An 18298-nucleotide genomic window follows, 5' to 3' on the forward strand; every position below is an offset into this window, starting at 1 on the left:
TGCACCATGGTCCCCGCTTAAGTTAGCGGTGCCGTTTGACATTCAGTGGTCGATCCGCAGCGCTGACAACCGCCCCCGGCAACGATTCGCCATCCTTCCCTATTGAAACCCATATCCCCGGCAAAATCTCAGTTCGGGTTCCAGGGCGGGCCGGTCGAAATATAACCCGCCAACAAGGTCACCCAGTCGCGGATCCGGGAACACGAGGCTTGCCCCGAACCTGTTGCTCACGCGGGACGACAGGATGCCTGCCCGCGCCGGCAACGACGACCGCTTCATCTGCCCCGCGGCACACTACCCGTCTTGGTGTACCCGCCCCGGTCTCGCCCACCCGCCTTGTTGTGGCGACGCAAAGGCCGCGTTGCGGTCCAAGCCATCGGAGGTTCACATGAGCAGCACGGCCGCCGAGACCCCGCAGGCGCGGGGCGTCGACATGAAGTTGGAAATCGTCGTCATCCCCGTATCGGACGTCGAACGCGCCAAGAACTTTTATGTCAGCCTGGGTTGGAGGCTGGACGCTGATTTCGCCTCGGACGATGGCTACTTCCGCGTCCTCCAGTTCACGCCGCCCGGGTCGGGATGCTCGGTCATTTTCGGCAAGAACGTCACCTCGGCCGCTCCGGGTTCCGCCCAGGGCCTGTATTTGATCGTCTCCGACGTCGAGGCAGCCCGCAAAGAACTCGTCGGGCACGGCGTGCAGGTCAGCGAAGTGTTCCACGGTGCGGGCGCCTATGCCGGCCCGGACGAGCCCTACCTGTTCGGGCGCGTGCGCGTCAGCGGCCCGGACCCCGAGCGCAACAGCTACCGCTCATTCGCCTCGTTCCGCGATCCCGACGGCAACGGATGGCTGTTTCAGGAGATCACCCATCGACTGCCCGGGCGCATTGACACGGGCGTCGCGACCTACACTTCGCCGGCTGATCTCGCGGCGGCGCTGCGGCGTGCGGGAGCCGCGCACGGCGAGCACGAGAAACGCAACGGCGGCAAACACGATGAGAACTGGCCGGACTGGTACGCCGAGTACATGCTGAGCGAGCAGACGGGGAAAGATCCGCCGCCGTGATGGTCACAGCGTTGCTCGCCGGCCCATCGGCGAGCCCCAGAAGATGTGACGCCGGGTGCATCATCCGCCCAGGGCGATGATCGCCATGGTCAGGCACACCCCGATCACCATCATGCCAACGCCTGCGCGCCAGGCGCCCAAGCCGGCATACCTGCCCAATACAAAGCCACCGAAGAACAGCATGGCCAGGCTTAGCACGCGTGAGATCAACAGCGCCCTGGGCACATCATCGATCAGCATGAAAGGCAGTACGACGGGAAACGTCGACAGCACGACGATGAAGAAGACGCGCGCAGCCCGCAGGAAATCGATGAAGTAAAGCCGGGGACGTTCCGGCAATGGTTCAAGGTGCACCAGCCTGCCCCGCAACGGCTCCAGATCGGCGTCTGTCACGAGGATCTCAATAAACGACGGCAGCGCGTTGCGAACCAGGCCGATGCCCGTCGCCGCATCAGGCGCACTCTTCATATCAAGCGCGAGAGCCAGCCGATGCCCGCGACCGGTCAGCGTATGCAAGAGATACATCATGGCGTCGGCCAGGCCCCAGGCAAGGTTGCAACCCAGTGCGGCGCGCCACATGGTCGATGGCGCCTCCTGATCCGGCCCGACCGTCGACACGGCGCCGACAAAGGTCAGCGCCATGAGCAGGCCAAAGCACATCTCCGAGACGCGCTCCACGACGTCCAGACCCGTACCGGCAACCACGGATGGCTTAGGTTCTGTGGAGCTCTTCGCGTGGTTCATGACGCTACTCCTCTAAGCGAGTCCATGTCCGGGGCGTGCCGAGAGAGCACCCGAATCCAGACCATGGAACTGCGATCGAAGTGCTGACGTGCTCACTGGGATCACAACCATCCTGTTCAAACGCCTCGATACGATGGCGACCGAGTGGCCCTATTTCTTTTTGATCAGCGCGAATAGCGGCGCCGAAATAAGCAGAATGAGCAGCGCCTTGCGACCCAGTTCAGCGCCCTGCCCCAGCACCACGCTCAGGCAATACAGACAGGCCACCACACCAATCACGACATAAAGTTGACGCCTGCCTGCCGACATGTTGATCTCTTGATTGAGCCGCCACATCGACACGACTGAATAGAGGTACGGCAGCACCATGAGCACCACCGTGGCATCCGTGATGTGGGCGAACTGCGTCGCCACATCCGGCGACGTCGTGATGAGCAGCATCAAGGTCATCATCGCGCCGGTCACGATCAGGTTCTGAACCGGCATGCCTTGCTGGTTGGTCAGGGAAAAGCGATGGGGAAACATGCCGTCGCGCCCGGCCGCCTCGGCGGACTGGGCGGTGATCAGGATCCAGCCCACCAGCGAACCGGATGCCTTGAGGATGGCCGCCAGCGAAATGATCACGGCCGCCCAGGGGCCCAGCATCACTTGCGCGGCCTCTGCGAATGGCGCGCCGGAAATGCGCAGCTCGGCCCCGGGAATGATGCCCATCAGCACCGTGCAACAGGAAATATAAATCGCTGTCGAAACCAGCAAGCCGATGATGGTGGCCAAGGGCACATTGCGCTTGGGATTCTCGATGACGCCCGCTGAAACGGCGGCGCTCTCCACGCCGAGAAATGCCCACAAGGCAATCGCGCCACTTCGACTGATCGCCGTGATCGTCGGCAGCTGCTCGGGATTCCAGCTGGCGGCAAAAACGTCAGGACGGAACCAGAACCAGCCGAGCAGTCCGACGAAGGCAATCGGCAGGATGCCGGCCACGGTACTGATCGCCGTGAAGTGCCCCACTGCGCGGGCGTCTCGCGTGTTGAGCCAGACAAACAGCCAGATGATGCCCGCTGTGCATGCATTGGCGATCCACGGATTCTTCAGCACCGGAAAAAAGACCGCCAGGTATCCGGTCACCGAAACCGCAATCGCCACGTTACCGATGACGTTCGCGACCCAATAGAGAAAATTGGTCTGAAAGGCCGGGAATGCGCCCATGTGATCGCGCGCATAGGCGTATGGGCCGCCCGCCTTGGGCTCGACCATACCCATGTGCGCGAAGACCAGGCCCAGCGCACTGGCACCCAGTGCCGCCACGATCCAGCCAAACAGCGAAATGCTTCCAACGCTGGCCAGGCTCGATGGCAACAGGAATAGACCGGTCCCCACCATATTGGCGACGACCAATGAGGAAGCTCCGAGGAGCCCCATTTTCTTGCCGCCACCTGTGACCATAGGAGTAATCGCCTAGTAAGACCTCAGACACTGCAGGTAGTACTCGCCGTCTTCCGCTTCCACGCCATGCGTGTCATGGCCAAACCCCGGGAAGGTGTGATCCCAGCTCTGCAGTGCCTTCAAGTAGCCCACATAAGGGCCATCTGCCGAACCGGCCACTTCGCCAGGCATCAGCATCGGAATGCCGGGCGGGTATGGCACCACGCTGGTGGCCAGCGTTCTGCCGGCGAGATCGGCCAGCGCCACGCGCTCGACCTGCACTCGCAGCAACTGTTGATAGGCGTCTGCCGGCGACATGCGCACTTCAGGAAGGCTCGAATAGGCACGCTGGAGATGCTGCGTCTGATTGGTCCGCTTCATCTCCGCAAACATCTGGTCGCCAAGGCCGCGCAAGCCGAGACTCCCGTAACGCTCCGGGTGGCTTGCCACCAGATCCGGCATCACGCGTTCCAGCGGCCTGTCCTCATCGTAGTCACGCTTGAAATCCAGGAAGGCCGTGATCAGGGTGCTCCATTTCGCCTTGGTGATGCCGATGGAGAACAGGAACAAAACACCGAAGTCGCTGGTCTTCTCCACCACGATGCCACGCGCGCCGAGGTAGGCCGTGAGCAGCGTCGCGGGGAAGCCCTGCTCGGCCAGCGAACCGTCGTCCTGGACACCGGGGGTCAGCACCGTCACCTTGATCGGATCGAGCATGCAGTAGCCGTCTTCCAGATCGCCGAAACCGTGCCAGTTGTCGCCCGGATGAAGCACCCAGGCATTGGCGTCCTCGGCCAGCAGCTCCGGAGGCGCATCGACAAAATCGATCTTCCTGCCGGTGTTGAGATCCGTGATGACGTCCGGATTCCAGGTACGGAAGAACCACGAGCCCTTCTGGGCGAAGTCCCGATTCAGTCGCCCCACGATCTGGCGGAAATGGATCGCCTCGTCGATGCACTCGCGGGTCAGGCTCAAGCCGCCCAGGCCATCCATCATCGATGCCGCGACTTCGTTCGACGCCATGATCGGATAGAACGGCGAGGTGGAGCCGTGCATCATGAACGACTCATTGAAACGCGCATGCGGGATGCTGCTGCGGCCGTCGCGCACATGGATATACGACGCCTGCGAAAACGCGGCGAGCAACTTGTGCGTGGAGTGAGTGGTGAAGACGGTCGGCCCGTTCGGATCATGCTCCGTGGCTGGACCGTGCATGGCCAGGCGCCCGGAGTAAAGCGGGTTGAACCTGGCATAGCCATACCAAGCTTCATCGAAGTGGACGCGATCGACCCAGCCACCCACTTCCTCAAGCACCCTTGCGGTGTTGTAGCAAAGGCCGTCATAGGTGGAGTTGGTCACCACCACGAACACCGGCTGTTGATCTGCCAGGTTCTTCGATAACGGGTTGGCGGCGACAGCGCTGCGAACACTGGCCTGCGAAAACTTGTCCGGATAGATCGGCCCGATCAGCCCGTATCGATTGCGATGCGGCACCAGATAGTGCGGTATGCCGCCGGTCATGGTCAGGCCATGCTCAATCGACTTGTGACAGTTGCGATCGCACAGCACGACCTGATCGCGCCCCACGCACGCCATGAAGATGATGCGATTGGACGTTGAAGAGCCGTTGGTGACCGTATAGCTGCGATGCGAGCCGAAGATGCGGGCGATGTACTTCTCGCTCTCCCCGATCGGCCCGGTATGATCCAGCAGCGAACCGATCTCCCCGACACTGATGGACAAATCCGTGCGGAAAACGTGCTCGCCATAGAAATCGTAAAAGGCGCGGCCGGTGGGATGCTTGAGGAAGGCGGTGCCGCCGGTGTGGCCCGGCGTATGCCAGGAGTATTCGTGGACTTCATTGAAGTTGGCCAGTGCGGCGGTCAGCGGCCCGAACAGGGTCCCGAGGTAAATCCGCATGGCGGCATGCACGCGGCCACTGACAAAGGTCGCCGCGTCTTGCGACAACCAGATCAGCTCGTTGATGGCCTGGACGGTCTCTATGCTCAGCGTTTGCGCCTTCTCAGGCTCCGTCATGAGAAAGATGGGCACATTCTCGTTGCGCGTACGAATGAGATTGATCAGCCCGATGGCCGCCGCGTTGTCCTTCTCGACGCCTTCCGCATTGGGCAGCGACCAGTCGATCAGGATCGCGTGGATGGCTGCATCGGAGACGATGGAGGAGCGTGCGTCGTCGACGGTCGAAGCCGTCGTCGTCTCGATGTTCCGATCGGCAAACTCCTGCTCCAGCGTGCGGCAGGCCCTGCCTCCGGCGCTGTCGGTACCGATTTTGGAGTGAACCAGCAACACGCGCAGCTTTTGGCGGAGGTTACGACGCTCGAGCATGATGATTCTCCTGGTTGACGGCATGCGTATGGCCGCCGCCATCTGAATTCCTCTGCGAGCCGTGATCGTTCGTCACCACCACGGCCCAAGGTTTATTTCTTCCGGGTCGCCTTTGCCTGCTTGGTCGCGACTTCTTTGTCCAGGACAACTCGCACCCACATATCGCCGTTGGCGTCGGCGTGCATGTTCTGCACTTCGCGCGCGAAACCGGGGAACTTGCGTCCATAGGCCTCCACGGCCTGCAGGAAGCGGAAGATCGGACCGCCTTTTGGATCCATGCGCTCGCCCGGCATCAGTACGGGAATGCCCGGCGGATAGGGAACAATCATCAGCGCGGCAATACGTCCCGGCATGTCAGCGATGCGTACCTCTTCGGTCGTGCCGTGGATCAGATGCTGGTATGCCTCGGCGGGCGTCAACACCGGCTCCGAAAGAGTCTCGCCGGCCTTGTTCGCCATCGCCTGCAGATCCAGCTCACTCATTGCCTCGTGCATCTCGTCGCACAGCTGCGGCAAGGTCATTTCGCGATAGCGATCGGGATAGGCATGCACCAGGTCGGGCAGCGCCTCTTCCAGCGTCGCATTGCGGTCGTAGAGCCGCTTGAACGAGAGCAAGGTCTCCAGCAAGGTGCCCCACTTGCCTTGTGTGGTGCCCACGGAAAAAAGCACCAGCACGGTGTAGTCGCCGGTCCGGGCAATCGCCTGCCGTCGCGCATCGAGGAACTTGGTCAGCACTGCGCCGGGGATGCCGCGTTTGGCCAGCTTGCCCTTGGCATCCGTACCCGGGCACAGAATGGTGACCTTGGTCGGGTCGAGCATGCAGAAATCATCCTTGACCACGTCGTCCGGCAAGCCATGCCAGGCGTCGCCAACCCTCAGGGTCCAGCACGCGGTCGACGCGGCCAGCACATCGAGCGGCGCCTCATGAAAGGCAACCTGCTTTCCCTTGATTGGGACGCGCGGCGGCTGGAACAGCGAGAAGAACCATTGGCCCTCTTCCTGCAGCCGATGCTGCACCAGTGCGACCGTCCGGCGAAACGCCACCGCAAGGTCAACCGTCTCGCGCAACAGGGCCGGGCCGGACGGCTCATCCATCATGGCCGAGGCGATATCCAGCGACGCGATCAGCGGATAGAACGGCGACGTCGTGCCATGCATCATGAAAGCTTCTTTCACCGGCGCCATGGCCAGTTCGCCGCGCTTGCTGTTGCTCACATGGATATAGGACGCCATCGAGAATGCGGGAAGCATCTTGTGCGTCGACTGGACGGCGAGCACCGTCGGTCGGTTCTTGATGTCGCGCGGCACACCCATCGCGAAGCGGTGTTTGTATAGCGGATGGAACTTGCCGTAGGCGTACCAGGCCTCGTCGAAATGCACGCGATGGACGCTGCTCGAGAGCATCTCCACCACCTTGTCGACGTGGTAGAGCAGCCCGTCATAGGTGGGATTGGTCACGACGGCGTAGACGGGTTCCTTAGACTTCGCGCCCGCCGCCAACGGCGAATCGGCGATCAGGCTCTGGATATGCGCATGCGAGAAACGTTTGGGCGGAATCAGGCCGATCATGCCGTAGCCGTTTCGGCTGGGCTGGAAGTACACCGGACGCGCGCCCGACAAGGTCATCGCGTGATTGAGCGACTTGTGGCAATTGCGATCGGCAATGACGATCTCGTCTTTGCCAATGCAGGCCTGCACCACAATGCGATTGGACGCCGACGAACCGGCCAGCACGTAGAAGGTCCAGTCCGCGCCGAATACCCGCGCCGCCATGCGTTGCGAGTCGGCCGGCGGCCCCTCGATGTCCAGCCACGAGCCCAGCTCGGCATTGGAGATGCCGATGTCCGCCCGCATGATGTTTTCGCCGAAGAACTCGTGGAACTCCGCGCCTGCGGGATGCTTCAGATAAGCGGCGCCGCCCATGTGGCCCGGTGCATCCCATTGATAGGCGCCCTCTTCCGTAAGCTTCTTCAGCGCCTTGAAATACGGAGGCAGCAGGCCACTGTGATAGTCGTCGATGGCAAACTGCAGGCGGCGCGCAAAGAACTCGGGCGTTTCGCTGCCTACGTTCACGTACTCGCGCACCTCCGACACCAGGCTCATGGGCAAGTCGGGCGTCTCGATACTCCGGGTCAGCAGGAAGATCGGCACCTTCAGCGACTTCTCGCGCACGGCACGCACGATCTTCATCGCCGACTCTTCCGCCATCGTCCCGGTCTCGCCGAGATCCCAGTCGATCGCCACGGCTGAATAAGAAGGTTTGCCACGCGCGATCGCCAGGCCATCCTCGCCGCTCATGGCCTGCACGACCTGGATGCCGCGATCTTCGATGGCCTTGCCCAGTCGGGACAAGGCCATCCGGAACGCGGATCCCTCATCCGGCAAGTCGGTGGTGACAAAGAGAATCCACGGATGATTCATCGACATGAGGTGCGTACTCCGGTGCTGCTCCAGTGATGCCGATGCAGGCAATCACCTGACGGATGCGCGAAACGTTACGGATTCAGGTCATAGCGGAACGTGGTTTGCAGACGCTGCCCTTGTCCGCGCAGATCGGTAAGCGCAATGTTCTGGCCCCACAGGTACTCCACGCCGAACATGGCGCGCTCGCTGAACTTCCAGGCCAGGTTGATGGATCCGAACTTGGTGCTCTTGGGCTGGTCCGGATTGATCAGCATGTTGGATTGCGGGCTGATCCTGAGGTAACCCCAGGCCAGACTTGAGGTCAGGTCTTCGCGCCAGGCGTGCGTGTAGCCAGCGCCGTACCCGCGTGCGCGGATGGCGCGCAGGTCACCCTGCGTCGTAAAGGCGGCGTCCAGTCCAAGCCCTGAAATATCCTGCAGGAAATTGGCGTAGCCCTTGCCGTAGCTGGCCCATCCCTGCACGCTGTCATGCTCGAACAGAGCCGTGGTGCCGGTCAGCTGGGTGGCAAAACCCGTCGTGCTGCGCGTACGCGCCGTGGCATTTTCCACGCGCAGATCGCGAAGAATATTGGCCCAGAGGACATGCCAGCTGGGTGCCTGCCACCTTAAGCCGAGGGTGATGTCGGGGCGACGCGAATACGTGTTGAATCCTTCGATGACGCTGATGTCCGCGTTGGGCTTCTCCAGCGACATCGGCAAGGTCAAGGCGCTCTCGCCGCTCCTGTACAACACGGGCGAAAAGCGGATCTGGGGACCATATTTGAAGGTGAACGAGTTCGGTCCCTCGTAGTCGAGGGTGTTGGGGAAGACATCGATATCGGTGAACGCGGAAATGTTGTAGCCGGCCAGCAAGGAATAATGCTCGTTGTCCAGCTCGCCGTAGAACGCTTGCAAGTTGTACGGCATGTCGCCGCTGCCGCTGCCGAAGAAGTTGTTCTTGTAGACGACCTTGAGCGTCCCGTAATCGGTCTGGCGCTGGAAATCCATGCGGAAGATGCTTTGCTTGGCGCTCATGTTCGAGCGCCTTCCGCTGTCGTAGAGAGGCTGTCCCCGCACGGGGATCGACGAGGGAACAAACAGATCCGCCGCGCCCATGTAGGTGCTGTCGGCCATCGCATCGAGCTGGGCAACGAGGTCGATCTTGAGCAGATTGCCCGTGTCGCCCAATCGCACATAGCCCTCAGGCAGCGGCTCGTACGCACCAGCAACGGCAGAAGGCGGTCGATACGGCGGCGGCCCCGAAGGTGTTGCGGATGGCGGAGCCGTTGCCGGACTGGTCAGCGCTGGCGCTGCCGCCTTGGCTTGCGCGGCATTGGCTTCCTGCGTGTGCTCTTTGGCTTCCAGCTCCTCCAGGCGCGACTGCATCTTCTGCATGACCTGCTGCTGTGCCTGCATCTGGGCCTTGACTTGCTCCAGTTGCGCTTTGAGCTCTGCCGTCTCGGATGATTGCGCCATGACGCCCGGACTGAACGTCGCAAGACCGCCTAGCAGTAGTGGCGCGCAGCGGAGCGTCTGCTGCCGCATGAAGCCGAACGATGGCCGATGCATGCTGATGCCTCCAGTCAACCTAGTAGCACTGAACGGGAAGCTGGTGCCGGACACTCGCGCGGCGCCTCAACGCTGCAATGACATCAGCTCGACCAAACAGAACGAGAAGGCACCGGCCACTTGGCTTTTGCTGGTGCGCTCTTCGCTTTACTCAGGTAACGCCGTATCGCGGAACCAGTCCTTGACCGACTGGTCGGGCTTGCCCATGTACTGCTCGTAGATCGCATTGATCTTTCCCGAGCGATAGAGCCGGCTCAGCGCCTGATCGACCAACAGACGAAAATCCGGATCGTTGCGCGCCAGGGCCAGCGACAATGGCTCATTGTCGAATACCCGGTTCAGCACGACGACCTGGCCCGTCCCGTCCTTCTTGGCCAGATCAAGAAGCACATTGCGCTCGGCAAAGAAGCCGTCGACCTTGCCATCCTGCAGCTCCTTCAGGCCGGTATCGAGATCCGGCACGGAAGAAACGACGCTGTTGACCTTGAGCTCGTCGCGGCGCTCCTTCAGCAGCTTCTCGGACAGCGAGCCAGCGATCACCGCGAAGTTGCGCTGCTGCAACACCGCGAGCATCGGCGAGCCTCGCCATATCGGCCGCCCGCCAGACTGCCCCGTCTCAAGCAAGTCGCGCAACGCGACCGGTGCATCCTTGCGCAACATGACGCCGGTGCCGCCCGTGAGAATCGGGATCGAGAAACCCACCTCGGTCATGGCGCTCAAGGATGGCGCAGAGGGTCCACAGAGCAAGTCGATACGGCCATCCGCAACGGACTTGAAACGGTCGGCAGCATCGACTGCCACAAACTCAGTGGAAATATTGGGCGCGTGCAAGAGCTCCTGCGTCGCATCGACAATCTGGCGACAGACGGCGATCGCGTAACCGTCGGCGGACCCGGGCTTGTCCTGATAAGTGAATGGACGAGCATTGGCATAGTAGCCAATCGTGAATTTTCCGCTCGCACGCACACGGTCTAGCGTAGCGCTGCCGGGGCTCACGGTCTGCGCCAGGATCGTCGGTACGTGCATGGCCAGCAGTCCGATCATCGCCCAGCGCAACAGGCTGTTACGCACAACAACACTATTCATGCGCGACATGTCGTCTCTCCTGAAAGCCTTGTTCTGCCTTGGCGAGTTATCCACGCAGGGGCTCCCCGGCAAAGGGCGCCGAAAAGCGAGGCGCCAGGAAGCCGTAGATAGCGAAGGTCAGCGCCATCACGATGGTTGCACCGAGCACCGCCTCCATGCCGGACGCGTAGATGGCATAGGTGCTGTAAAGCATCGCCACGGTCACCACGAAGGCATTGAGCCTGAAGGTACCCTGAGGAACCGATGCCTTGCGCATCATGATCATCAACGCCGAGAGCGCCAGGATGTACGGAATGACGTTGGTCACCACCGCAAGATTGACCAGCACCGAGAACTGCTCGCCAAGGCTTGGCGAGGCCGTGGATAACGCCATCACACTCTGCACCACGGCCATGACGATCATGCCGATGATGGGTGCCGTCATCTTGTTCGTCTTGGCGAAGAAGGTGGGAAACATGCGCCCTTCGGCCGCTGTTTTCGCCGTTTGAGCAATGGTGAATTGCCAGCCGAGCAGTGAGCCAAGACAGGCAAGAATGGCCAGCGCCCGAATGATGGCACCCACCGTCGGATTGAACATCTGCGAATACGCCAGCGCGAACGGTCCGGTTGATTTGGCCAGCTCTGCGTTGGGCACGATGCCCTGGATCACCGTCGTCGACAGGATATAGATCGCAGCAGCGCCCAATGTGCCGAGCATGCAGGCCATGGGCACGTCGCGCTTTGGGTTTTCGACGGCGTCGGAGTTCTGCGCTGCCGATTCCATGCCAAGGAACGCCCACAGCGTCAGCGCAATGCTCGAATCCATACCCTTGAAGAAGCTCAGGCCATGGGGATTCCACGCGGCAGAAAAGGTGGAGCCCTTGAACCAGAACCAGCCGATGATCGACAGCCCTGCCACCGGGACGATGACGCCCCATACGGTGATCGAGCCTATTTTACCGGTCAGGCTCGGACCGCCGAAGTTCGCGATCGTCGTCAGCCAGATCAGCAGGATCACGCCGACGCAGGTGGCCGTGGGCGTTGACGATAGCCACGGGAAAAAGGCCGCGAGATAGCCCACCGCGGAGATGGCGATCGCCACGTTGCCGATCGCCAGCGACAGGAAATAGAGGAAAAACGTCAGAAAGTAGCCGCCCTTCCCATACGCCTCTTCGGCGTAGGCGGCCATGCCGCCAGCGCGCTGGCTGAGCAAGCCTGCCTGTGCAAATCCGTAGGCGATGGCCATGGAACCCAGTGCCGTGACAGCCCACGACGTCAGGGAAATTGCACCGACCTGCGCCATGTTGGCGGGGAGCATGATGATGCCTGAGCCCATCATGTTGACCGCCACCAGGACGGTTAGCTGCATCATGCTCATTTTCTTCGTGCTGCCGTTCATCACCGCCTCCCGATTCCTGAATTCCGGAGTTCGCGCGACTTGCTACGCAAGCACTCGCAGCCGACCGAAGCGACCGGCAGTCGATCAATGAATTGCCCCGCCCCTGTATGGAGAGAATCTCAAGAAACGAAAAATACCCTTAATCGATAGTGGGCCACTATCAATCAAAGCAGCGTGAACCGTCGCAAATATTCGCGCCAAATTCTTTAGAAGGCTATATGGCCAAATACTTAGTCATCGATCAATCCTCAAAGAACTTGTTTTGGCAGAAAAATACCGCACTGAAACTACTGACTTTTTATGAGTAGTTTTATTTGACGCGACGCCGGCGCAGCCTCCATGGCCGCCTGCTCTTTTTTATCCTTGCCTTGTTTTGATTGATGATGTCGAGCACCGCAGCGGTCATCACCGCGGTAGACAAGCCGAACATCAGGATGCCGTTGGCTGCCTCAAGCGGGCCCAGCAAACGCCAGCGTGCAGACATGACTACATCACCGTAACCCAGGGTGACGAAGTTGACGCCCGAGTGATAAAGCGCCGTTTGGAAGTCGTCGAATTCGCCAAGCAGCATGAACAGCGTGGCCCAGATGACCGTTTCGGTGAAGTAGCCGAGCGTCAGCAAAAGCAGCACTGTATACAGCAGCAGGACATTGCCACTCGCTGTCTCGCTGCCCCGATGGGCCAGCTTGTAGCGGGCGTATTGGCGCAGGCTTATGTTGAGGAAGAAAGCCTGCAGTAGCAGGCAGATCAACATCACCGGGAGGCCGATCAAGAGATTGAGCAGCACAGGTGCCTCCTCCTCGACTATGCAGCTGAAGGCAAAGGAATGCAGCGCCCCGCCTGGCTCGCTCAGCCCTGCGTCGGCGCGACCGGACCATCGGCCGGCGGCTGCTCCTCAACCCATTGCCAGAACAACTGATAGCCCACCGCAAGCGCCACCGGGCCGATGAACAAGCCGATGATGCCACCCGTGACCATGCCGCCCAGTGCGCCAATCAGTACGACGGGCATCGGCACGTCGACACCGCGGCCGAGCAACAAGGGTTTGAGAACGTTGTCGGCCAGGCCGGCGACGAATACGTAGACCGCGAAAACGATGGTGCCCACGCTGGCGCCATCGGTCGCGAACACATAGGCGATGGCCGGGATCGTGATCAGGGTGGCCGGTAGCTGCATGATGCCGAGCAACAGCACGGCCAGAGCCAGCAGGCCGGCACCAGGAATGCCGATGAGCACGAAGCCCACGCCCACCAGCAACATTTGAATGAAGGCGATGCCGATCACACCCTGAGCTACCGCCCGGATCGTCGCAGTGCACAGGCGGGCAATCTGCGGGCCTCGTCCCGGACTGAAGATACGAGAGGCAATCTTCACCGCACTGCGGTGGCCGTTCTCACCGTAGGCCATGAGGATGCCCGCGATGATCAAGGCGGCAATGAACATCAGAAAACCCAAGCCTGCGTTTGCGAGCTTGCCCAGCAAGCCGAGACTGAAATCCTTGAGCTGTGGCGCGAGCTTCTGTGCCAGGCCAGTCAAGTCGGTGGCGGCTTGCAGCCAGAAGCCATAGAGCCGCTTCCCAATCACCGGCCAGCTCGCTACCGACTCGGATGGCGAAGGAATGCGGACCTTGCCCTCCTTGACCACAACCAGTGCCTTTTCCACCGATTCGGTCATCGAAGTGCCCAGCAGATAAACCGGCACCATCAGGATGACGATGGAGATCAATACGAGCAGGGTCGCAGTGCGGCCGTCGCGATTCCCCAATCTTCCCCTAAGCCTGCGATGCAATGGATAGAGGGTGATGGCGAGGATCACCGACCAAAGCATCAGATGGAGAAAGGGGCTGAAGATCTCGTAGCAAAAGATCACCAGCGCGGCAATCAGGCCGGCGCGAATCAGGACATCGAGCAGCCCGCGGGACAGGGCTTTCTCGTACATAGGCTTGAGGAACATGGTTTAGCCCCTTCAACGGCGAGATCTCGCTATCCCTGTGCGATTGAGACCGTGGCTGCAGCGTGCATGTCGTGGACTTGACCCTGTTCGCTAACTTGTCCATTCGTCGTCGGTAACGATGGTTGGCGGAAGCTCGGCCAAGGCCTCCGCCGGACCTTCCAACTGCCAAATGTGCACGCAGCAACTCCATCCGTAGTCCTCGGAAACGTGGCTTAGCGCAGGGCGCCATCTCGCAAACCAGGCGTCAACGGCAGCCACTTCGTCCCGGTCATCCGCCACAACGATGATATTGGCTCTAGGCATGGGCACATCCACGGATCAAAGCAGGCATCTCCGTCGGAGAAGCCGAAGCGCTGCATGGCATTGCAAGACACGGCGGACCTGCCAAACATGGCGTCGGCCTTTCCGATTCAAGGAGCGCCATCGGCAAAGACAAACACCGTGATGCACCAAAGAGCGTGACGCAAGTGCACTACATCCCCAAGTAACATCACGCCACCAGACCCTGCGTTGATGTTGTATGCGGTTAATAAAACTATCAGCGTTCAACGAGCGTGAACTAAGAGCTCGCGCAAACCAAGGCGTGGACGTAAGTGGGAATACTTAGTCATTAATACCCAGGGCCCGATCACACAGGAAAAGTAGACAGGCGTGGTTTCGATCTAACCGGCCTAGGTAGCCACCATGTGCCAGATCAGAAGCAGCTCGTGGCCGCCATTGATCGCAAACTGCACACCGATGCAGACCAACAGAAAGCCCATCACACGGGTGAGCGCATCGACCCCGCCCTCCCCGAGCAGCCGCAAGATCGTCGTGGCGCCGCGCAGGCAAGCCCAGAACTCCAGCGTAAAAAGCACCGCGACCGTAACGACGGCCAGGTGCACCGAATAGGAATAGCTGCGCGTGGGAATGGTTGAGGCAGCGCTGATGATGAAGGCAATGGTGCCGGGCCCTGTAGTGCATGGCATGGTCAATGGCACGAATGAGATGTCGCGGAACTGCGTTGTTGGCGTCGCCTCGGAAAATTCTTCCTGCGCCCCCTGCTCCGACACTCGTTCGGGCGGAAACAGCATGCCGAAGCCGATGTACGAAACGATCAGGCCACCGGCAAGCCGCAAGCCAGGGATGGAAATCCCGAACAGGCGCATGACTACGCTGCCTGCATAGAAGCAGACCAGAAGCACGATGAATACGTAGATGGCGGCACGCAAGACCTGCCGATTGCGCTCTGCGTCCGGATAGCGAGCCGTCAGCGCCAATAGCACAGTGGCACTGGTCACCGGATTGGCGATGGTCGTCAGGCCCAGCAGTCCCACTGCGACATCATTGAGAAATGCGGGCATGTCTGCCTGTCTGAGCGAACGAAATGGGCCCGGACCTTATCCACTTATTGCGATGATGGGAGCGTGACCGGTGTGCCGCACGAGTATCGGAATGGCCAACGCGCATCAAGCAATAATGGCGGCTTACCAACCCATGATTTCCATCGTCGAGTACCTGCACATCTCGGCAATCAAAGTATCTCTACTGGATTCCGTTACGTATTTACACGCAATGGTTTATAGCGAAAAAGCAGGCTATTTTCTTCCTACTTTATTAACGACAATTCGGCGAAGATTGCATAAACGTGATGAGACCAAAATAGAAAGCCATTGCCGACGAATCCAAGATCGGCATCCCTATAAGACATCAACCTGAGGGAACTCCCATGATCAAGTTTCCGCGGCTATGCATACTGGGCGTGGCACTCCTGGCGGCAGGGTGTGTATCCCAACAGAAATACGATGAGTCGCAGCAGAAGAATGCTGAGCTCGAAGCGCAATACCAGCAGCTCAACGCGAGCATGGGTAGCGAGATCCAATCCCGCGATGTGCGCATCTCGCGCATGCAGGACGCCATCAAGGTTTCGCTCAATGACCAGCTGCTGTTTCCCTCGGGTGGCTGGGAGATTTCCGAGCAGGCTAAGACGAGCATTGCCAAGGTCGCCAAGATCCTTGCCCCGCACCAGAAGAACAAGATCAACGTGAGCGGCTACACCGATAGCACGCCCATTGGTCCGGAGCTGGCCAAGCAAGGCGTGACGACCAATCTGATCCTTTCGCAGAAACGCGCCGAAAATGTGCAGCAATTCATGATCTCGCAGGGCGTCAATCCGAGCCTGGTGTCGGCCAAGGGCTATGGCGAAGAAAACCCCGTGGCTTCCAACAACACGGCCGAAGGCAAGGCACAGAATCGTCGCGTTGAGCTCACCGTGGCGAGCCCGGGCACCAGCAACTGAGTCGACCCAGGCATTGGGCGAGTGCGGCCAAGCTGGCCGCACTCAGCGCTTGCTGCTCATCGCTACCTTCGAGCCATGGATGAATCGATCGCGGAGGTGATCACTTTCTCCCATCGCCCCGCTCTCCCGTCCGCTCACTTTCCCTGCGGCGTAACGGTGACGGCCAAGGCCTCAGCGTAGGTGATGCGCACCATGTCGCCGACCTTGAGCTTGGACAGTCGAGCCTGCCGCGACGGATCCTTGACCTCGATGACACGCGTTTTGCCATCAGCTCCGGTCAACGTGACCGTGTGCTTCTTGAGGTCGACTGCCGTGAGTTTCGCGGTCACCGTCACCGCGTGCTCGGCGGTGCCGCCGGGCTTGTTGCTTTTCTCGTCCCGGGTAATGTCGCCCTCTACCTCGGTGCCCGCTTGTGCGCTGCCCGCAGGGAGCAACTCAAGCGCAACGGCGTGTTGGTACGTCATGGTGATCTTGTCGCCAACCTTGATCTGATCGAACCTCGTGGCCGCCGGTCCAACCTCGACCGTGTCTTCCTTGCCGTCAGTCGTTCGAAGGGTGATCAGCCGGTTTTGATAATCGATCTGCTTCACCGTGGCCGTGACGGTTTCCGTTTCATTGGCCAGCTCGTGTGCCGTCGCCGTCACCGGCGGCGCCTGCGTCGAGCTCTGCGCATGGACTGACAGCACGGGCGCGCCGGCGGCAACGACAGCTAGCAGCAAGCAACGAGTAAGCTCAAAGGTCTTCATATAACCATCCCTCTGTCGGCGACGAGTGGAAGCGTGTGCGCCATGAAAGCGCCCTCCCCGGGATCGCTTTCATGCCGTCATTCTCAGCTAATCGTGCAACACCTCGCCCCTGCCCACGTCTGAACCGCGCATAGGCTCTTACAAGCATGCGTCGCCACCGCCGATAACTCCAGTGGCTAATTACCGATTATTTCTCTGTAAAAATACCCAGGACAAAGAAATGCACACGCGAGAGTTTGCTAATTGCGCACGATCTAATTAGCGCGTAGATCTACGTACGCCTTAAGACCTGCAAGTTTTTGCTGGGCATTGCCAATTAATTGCGCCAATATATTTTGTCGACTGGTGCAGTGAGGGGTCATCATGAGTGGCCGTTCCGATTCTCTTTTTGCTCGCGCCACGCTCGTACCCTTTTTCCTGATTGCGTCGACTGCGGCCGCTGGTTTTGCGACGCCTGCGTTCGCGCAGTCGGAAGACTATTGGGATGGAAATTGGCACGGCAGCATCACGCCGTATGGCTGGCTTCCTGGCGTGTCTGGAGAAACTCGATACCAGCTGCCCAGCGGCCCTGACGTCACCGTCAAAAACAAGAGTGATCCCTTGAGCAGCCTCAGCGGTGCCCTGCTACTCGAAGGCGATATCCGCAAGGGGAACTGGGGCATGTTCGGCGACATCGACTGGATCAAATTCTCCAACGAGAAAGGTCGCTTCACCTCGGTAGGCGGCGAACGCTTCGGCGCCGACGCCGGCCTGGATACGCGCTGGGGAATGAAGGGTGGCCTGATTACCCTGGCCGGGCTGTACACGATGACGCACGGCACGCTTGGTTATGCAGACCTGCTCTTCGGTGCGCGCTACGTGTGGTTGAAAGGCAACATCAGCTGGAACCTCAACGTGGTCAACAATCAGGATGCCTTGATCCTGCAAGGCAGCGGTCACCTCCACAATCAGACACATGCTGGTAACGCGATTATCGGCGTGCGCGGTCGCTGGACGCCGTTCGCGGACTCGGGTTGGTACTTCCCGTACTACGCCGACGTGGGCACGGGCGACTCCGACAATACGTACCAATTGAACATTGGCGTGGGCTACGCATTTCACTGGGGTGACATCGCGGTGAGCTACCGCGATATCAAATATGAGCAAGGCGGCAGCGACAAGTTCCTCAAGGAGGCAAGAATCAGCGGGCCAAGTTTCAATTACACCTGGCACTTCTGAGATCCGGGATGGCCAGGATTTCCCCTGGCAAGCTCGCCGACAGCCACGGATGCGTCGATGCTGCGGTGTCTGATCGACCTCGAGGGCGAGG

At 60.3% G+C, this 18298-nt stretch carries 14 protein-coding genes; 3 read left to right on the forward strand and 11 right to left on the reverse strand.

Translation table 11 applies throughout. The features are described from left to right. The first annotated feature begins 388 nt into the window (after positions 1-388). Complete coding sequence (locus AC1DMY_RS10795) at positions 389-1063, forward strand: VOC family protein (RefSeq protein ID WP_477164948.1); 675 nt, start codon at positions 389-391, stop codon at positions 1061-1063. 60 nt (positions 1064-1123) lie between these two features. Here AC1DMY_RS10795 and AC1DMY_RS10800 read toward each other — a convergent pair whose 3' ends face one another. The 10 genes from AC1DMY_RS10800 to AC1DMY_RS10845 form a co-directional block, all read right to left on the reverse strand. Continuing rightward, positions 1124-1705 carry a hypothetical protein gene (locus AC1DMY_RS10800; RefSeq protein WP_477164949.1) on the reverse strand — a complete coding sequence of 194 codons (582 nt, stop codon included), beginning with the start codon at positions 1703-1705 and terminating at the stop codon, positions 1124-1126. Positions 1706-1957: 252 nt separating this feature from the next. Beyond that, positions 1958-3253, reverse strand: a complete 1296-nt coding sequence (locus AC1DMY_RS10805; RefSeq protein ID WP_477164950.1) for an amino acid permease — start codon at positions 3251-3253, stop codon at positions 1958-1960. A gap of 12 nt (positions 3254-3265) precedes the next feature. Continuing rightward, on the reverse strand, positions 3266-5578 hold the full coding sequence (locus AC1DMY_RS10810; protein ID WP_477164951.1) for an Orn/Lys/Arg family decarboxylase: 2313 nt from the start codon (positions 5576-5578) through the stop codon (positions 3266-3268). A gap of 92 nt (positions 5579-5670) precedes the next feature. Beyond that, positions 5671-8004, reverse strand: coding sequence for an Orn/Lys/Arg family decarboxylase (locus tag AC1DMY_RS10815; RefSeq protein WP_477164952.1), 2334 nt, complete (start codon positions 8002-8004; stop codon positions 5671-5673). 68 nt (positions 8005-8072) lie between these two features. Then, the gene (locus AC1DMY_RS10820) at positions 8073-9548 is read right to left on the reverse strand and encodes a DcaP family trimeric outer membrane transporter (protein WP_477164953.1); all 1476 of its coding nucleotides are present in this window, start codon (positions 9546-9548) and stop codon (positions 8073-8075) included. A 147-nt stretch (positions 9549-9695) separates the two neighbouring features. Then, complete coding sequence (locus tag AC1DMY_RS10825) at positions 9696-10643, reverse strand: amino acid ABC transporter substrate-binding protein (protein WP_477164954.1); 948 nt, start codon at positions 10641-10643, stop codon at positions 9696-9698. A 37-nt stretch (positions 10644-10680) separates the two neighbouring features. Continuing rightward, positions 10681-12012 carry a putrescine-ornithine antiporter gene (potE, locus tag AC1DMY_RS10830; RefSeq protein ID WP_477165015.1) on the reverse strand — a complete coding sequence of 444 codons (1332 nt, stop codon included), beginning with the start codon at positions 12010-12012 and terminating at the stop codon, positions 10681-10683. A 310-nt stretch (positions 12013-12322) separates the two neighbouring features. Beyond that, a complete protein-coding gene (locus AC1DMY_RS10835) occupies positions 12323-12799 on the reverse strand; it encodes an ion channel (protein WP_477164955.1) in 477 nt (158 codons plus the stop codon). Positions 12800-12861: 62 nt separating this feature from the next. Further along, on the reverse strand, positions 12862-13965 hold the full coding sequence (locus AC1DMY_RS10840; RefSeq protein ID WP_477164956.1) for an AI-2E family transporter: 1104 nt from the start codon (positions 13963-13965) through the stop codon (positions 12862-12864). A 671-nt stretch (positions 13966-14636) separates the two neighbouring features. Next, a complete protein-coding gene (locus AC1DMY_RS10845; protein ID WP_477164957.1) occupies positions 14637-15308 on the reverse strand; it encodes a MarC family NAAT transporter in 672 nt (223 codons plus the stop codon). Positions 15309-15673: 365 nt separating this feature from the next. On the opposite strand from AC1DMY_RS10845, the gene AC1DMY_RS10850 reads away from it, so the two are divergent. After that, a complete protein-coding gene (locus tag AC1DMY_RS10850) occupies positions 15674-16243 on the forward strand; it encodes an OmpA/MotB family protein (RefSeq protein WP_477164958.1) in 570 nt (189 codons plus the stop codon). A 134-nt stretch (positions 16244-16377) separates the two neighbouring features. Here AC1DMY_RS10850 and AC1DMY_RS10855 read toward each other — a convergent pair whose 3' ends face one another. Further along, on the reverse strand, positions 16378-16989 hold the full coding sequence (locus tag AC1DMY_RS10855) for a hypothetical protein (RefSeq protein WP_477164959.1): 612 nt from the start codon (positions 16987-16989) through the stop codon (positions 16378-16380). Between the two features lie 363 nt (positions 16990-17352). On the opposite strand from AC1DMY_RS10855, the gene AC1DMY_RS10860 reads away from it, so the two are divergent. Then, positions 17353-18207 carry a hypothetical protein gene (locus AC1DMY_RS10860; protein ID WP_477164960.1) on the forward strand — a complete coding sequence of 285 codons (855 nt, stop codon included), beginning with the start codon at positions 17353-17355 and terminating at the stop codon, positions 18205-18207. The last annotated feature ends 91 nt before the right edge of the window (positions 18208-18298 follow it).

This window comes from Dyella sp. 01L423 (assembly GCF_056399945.1).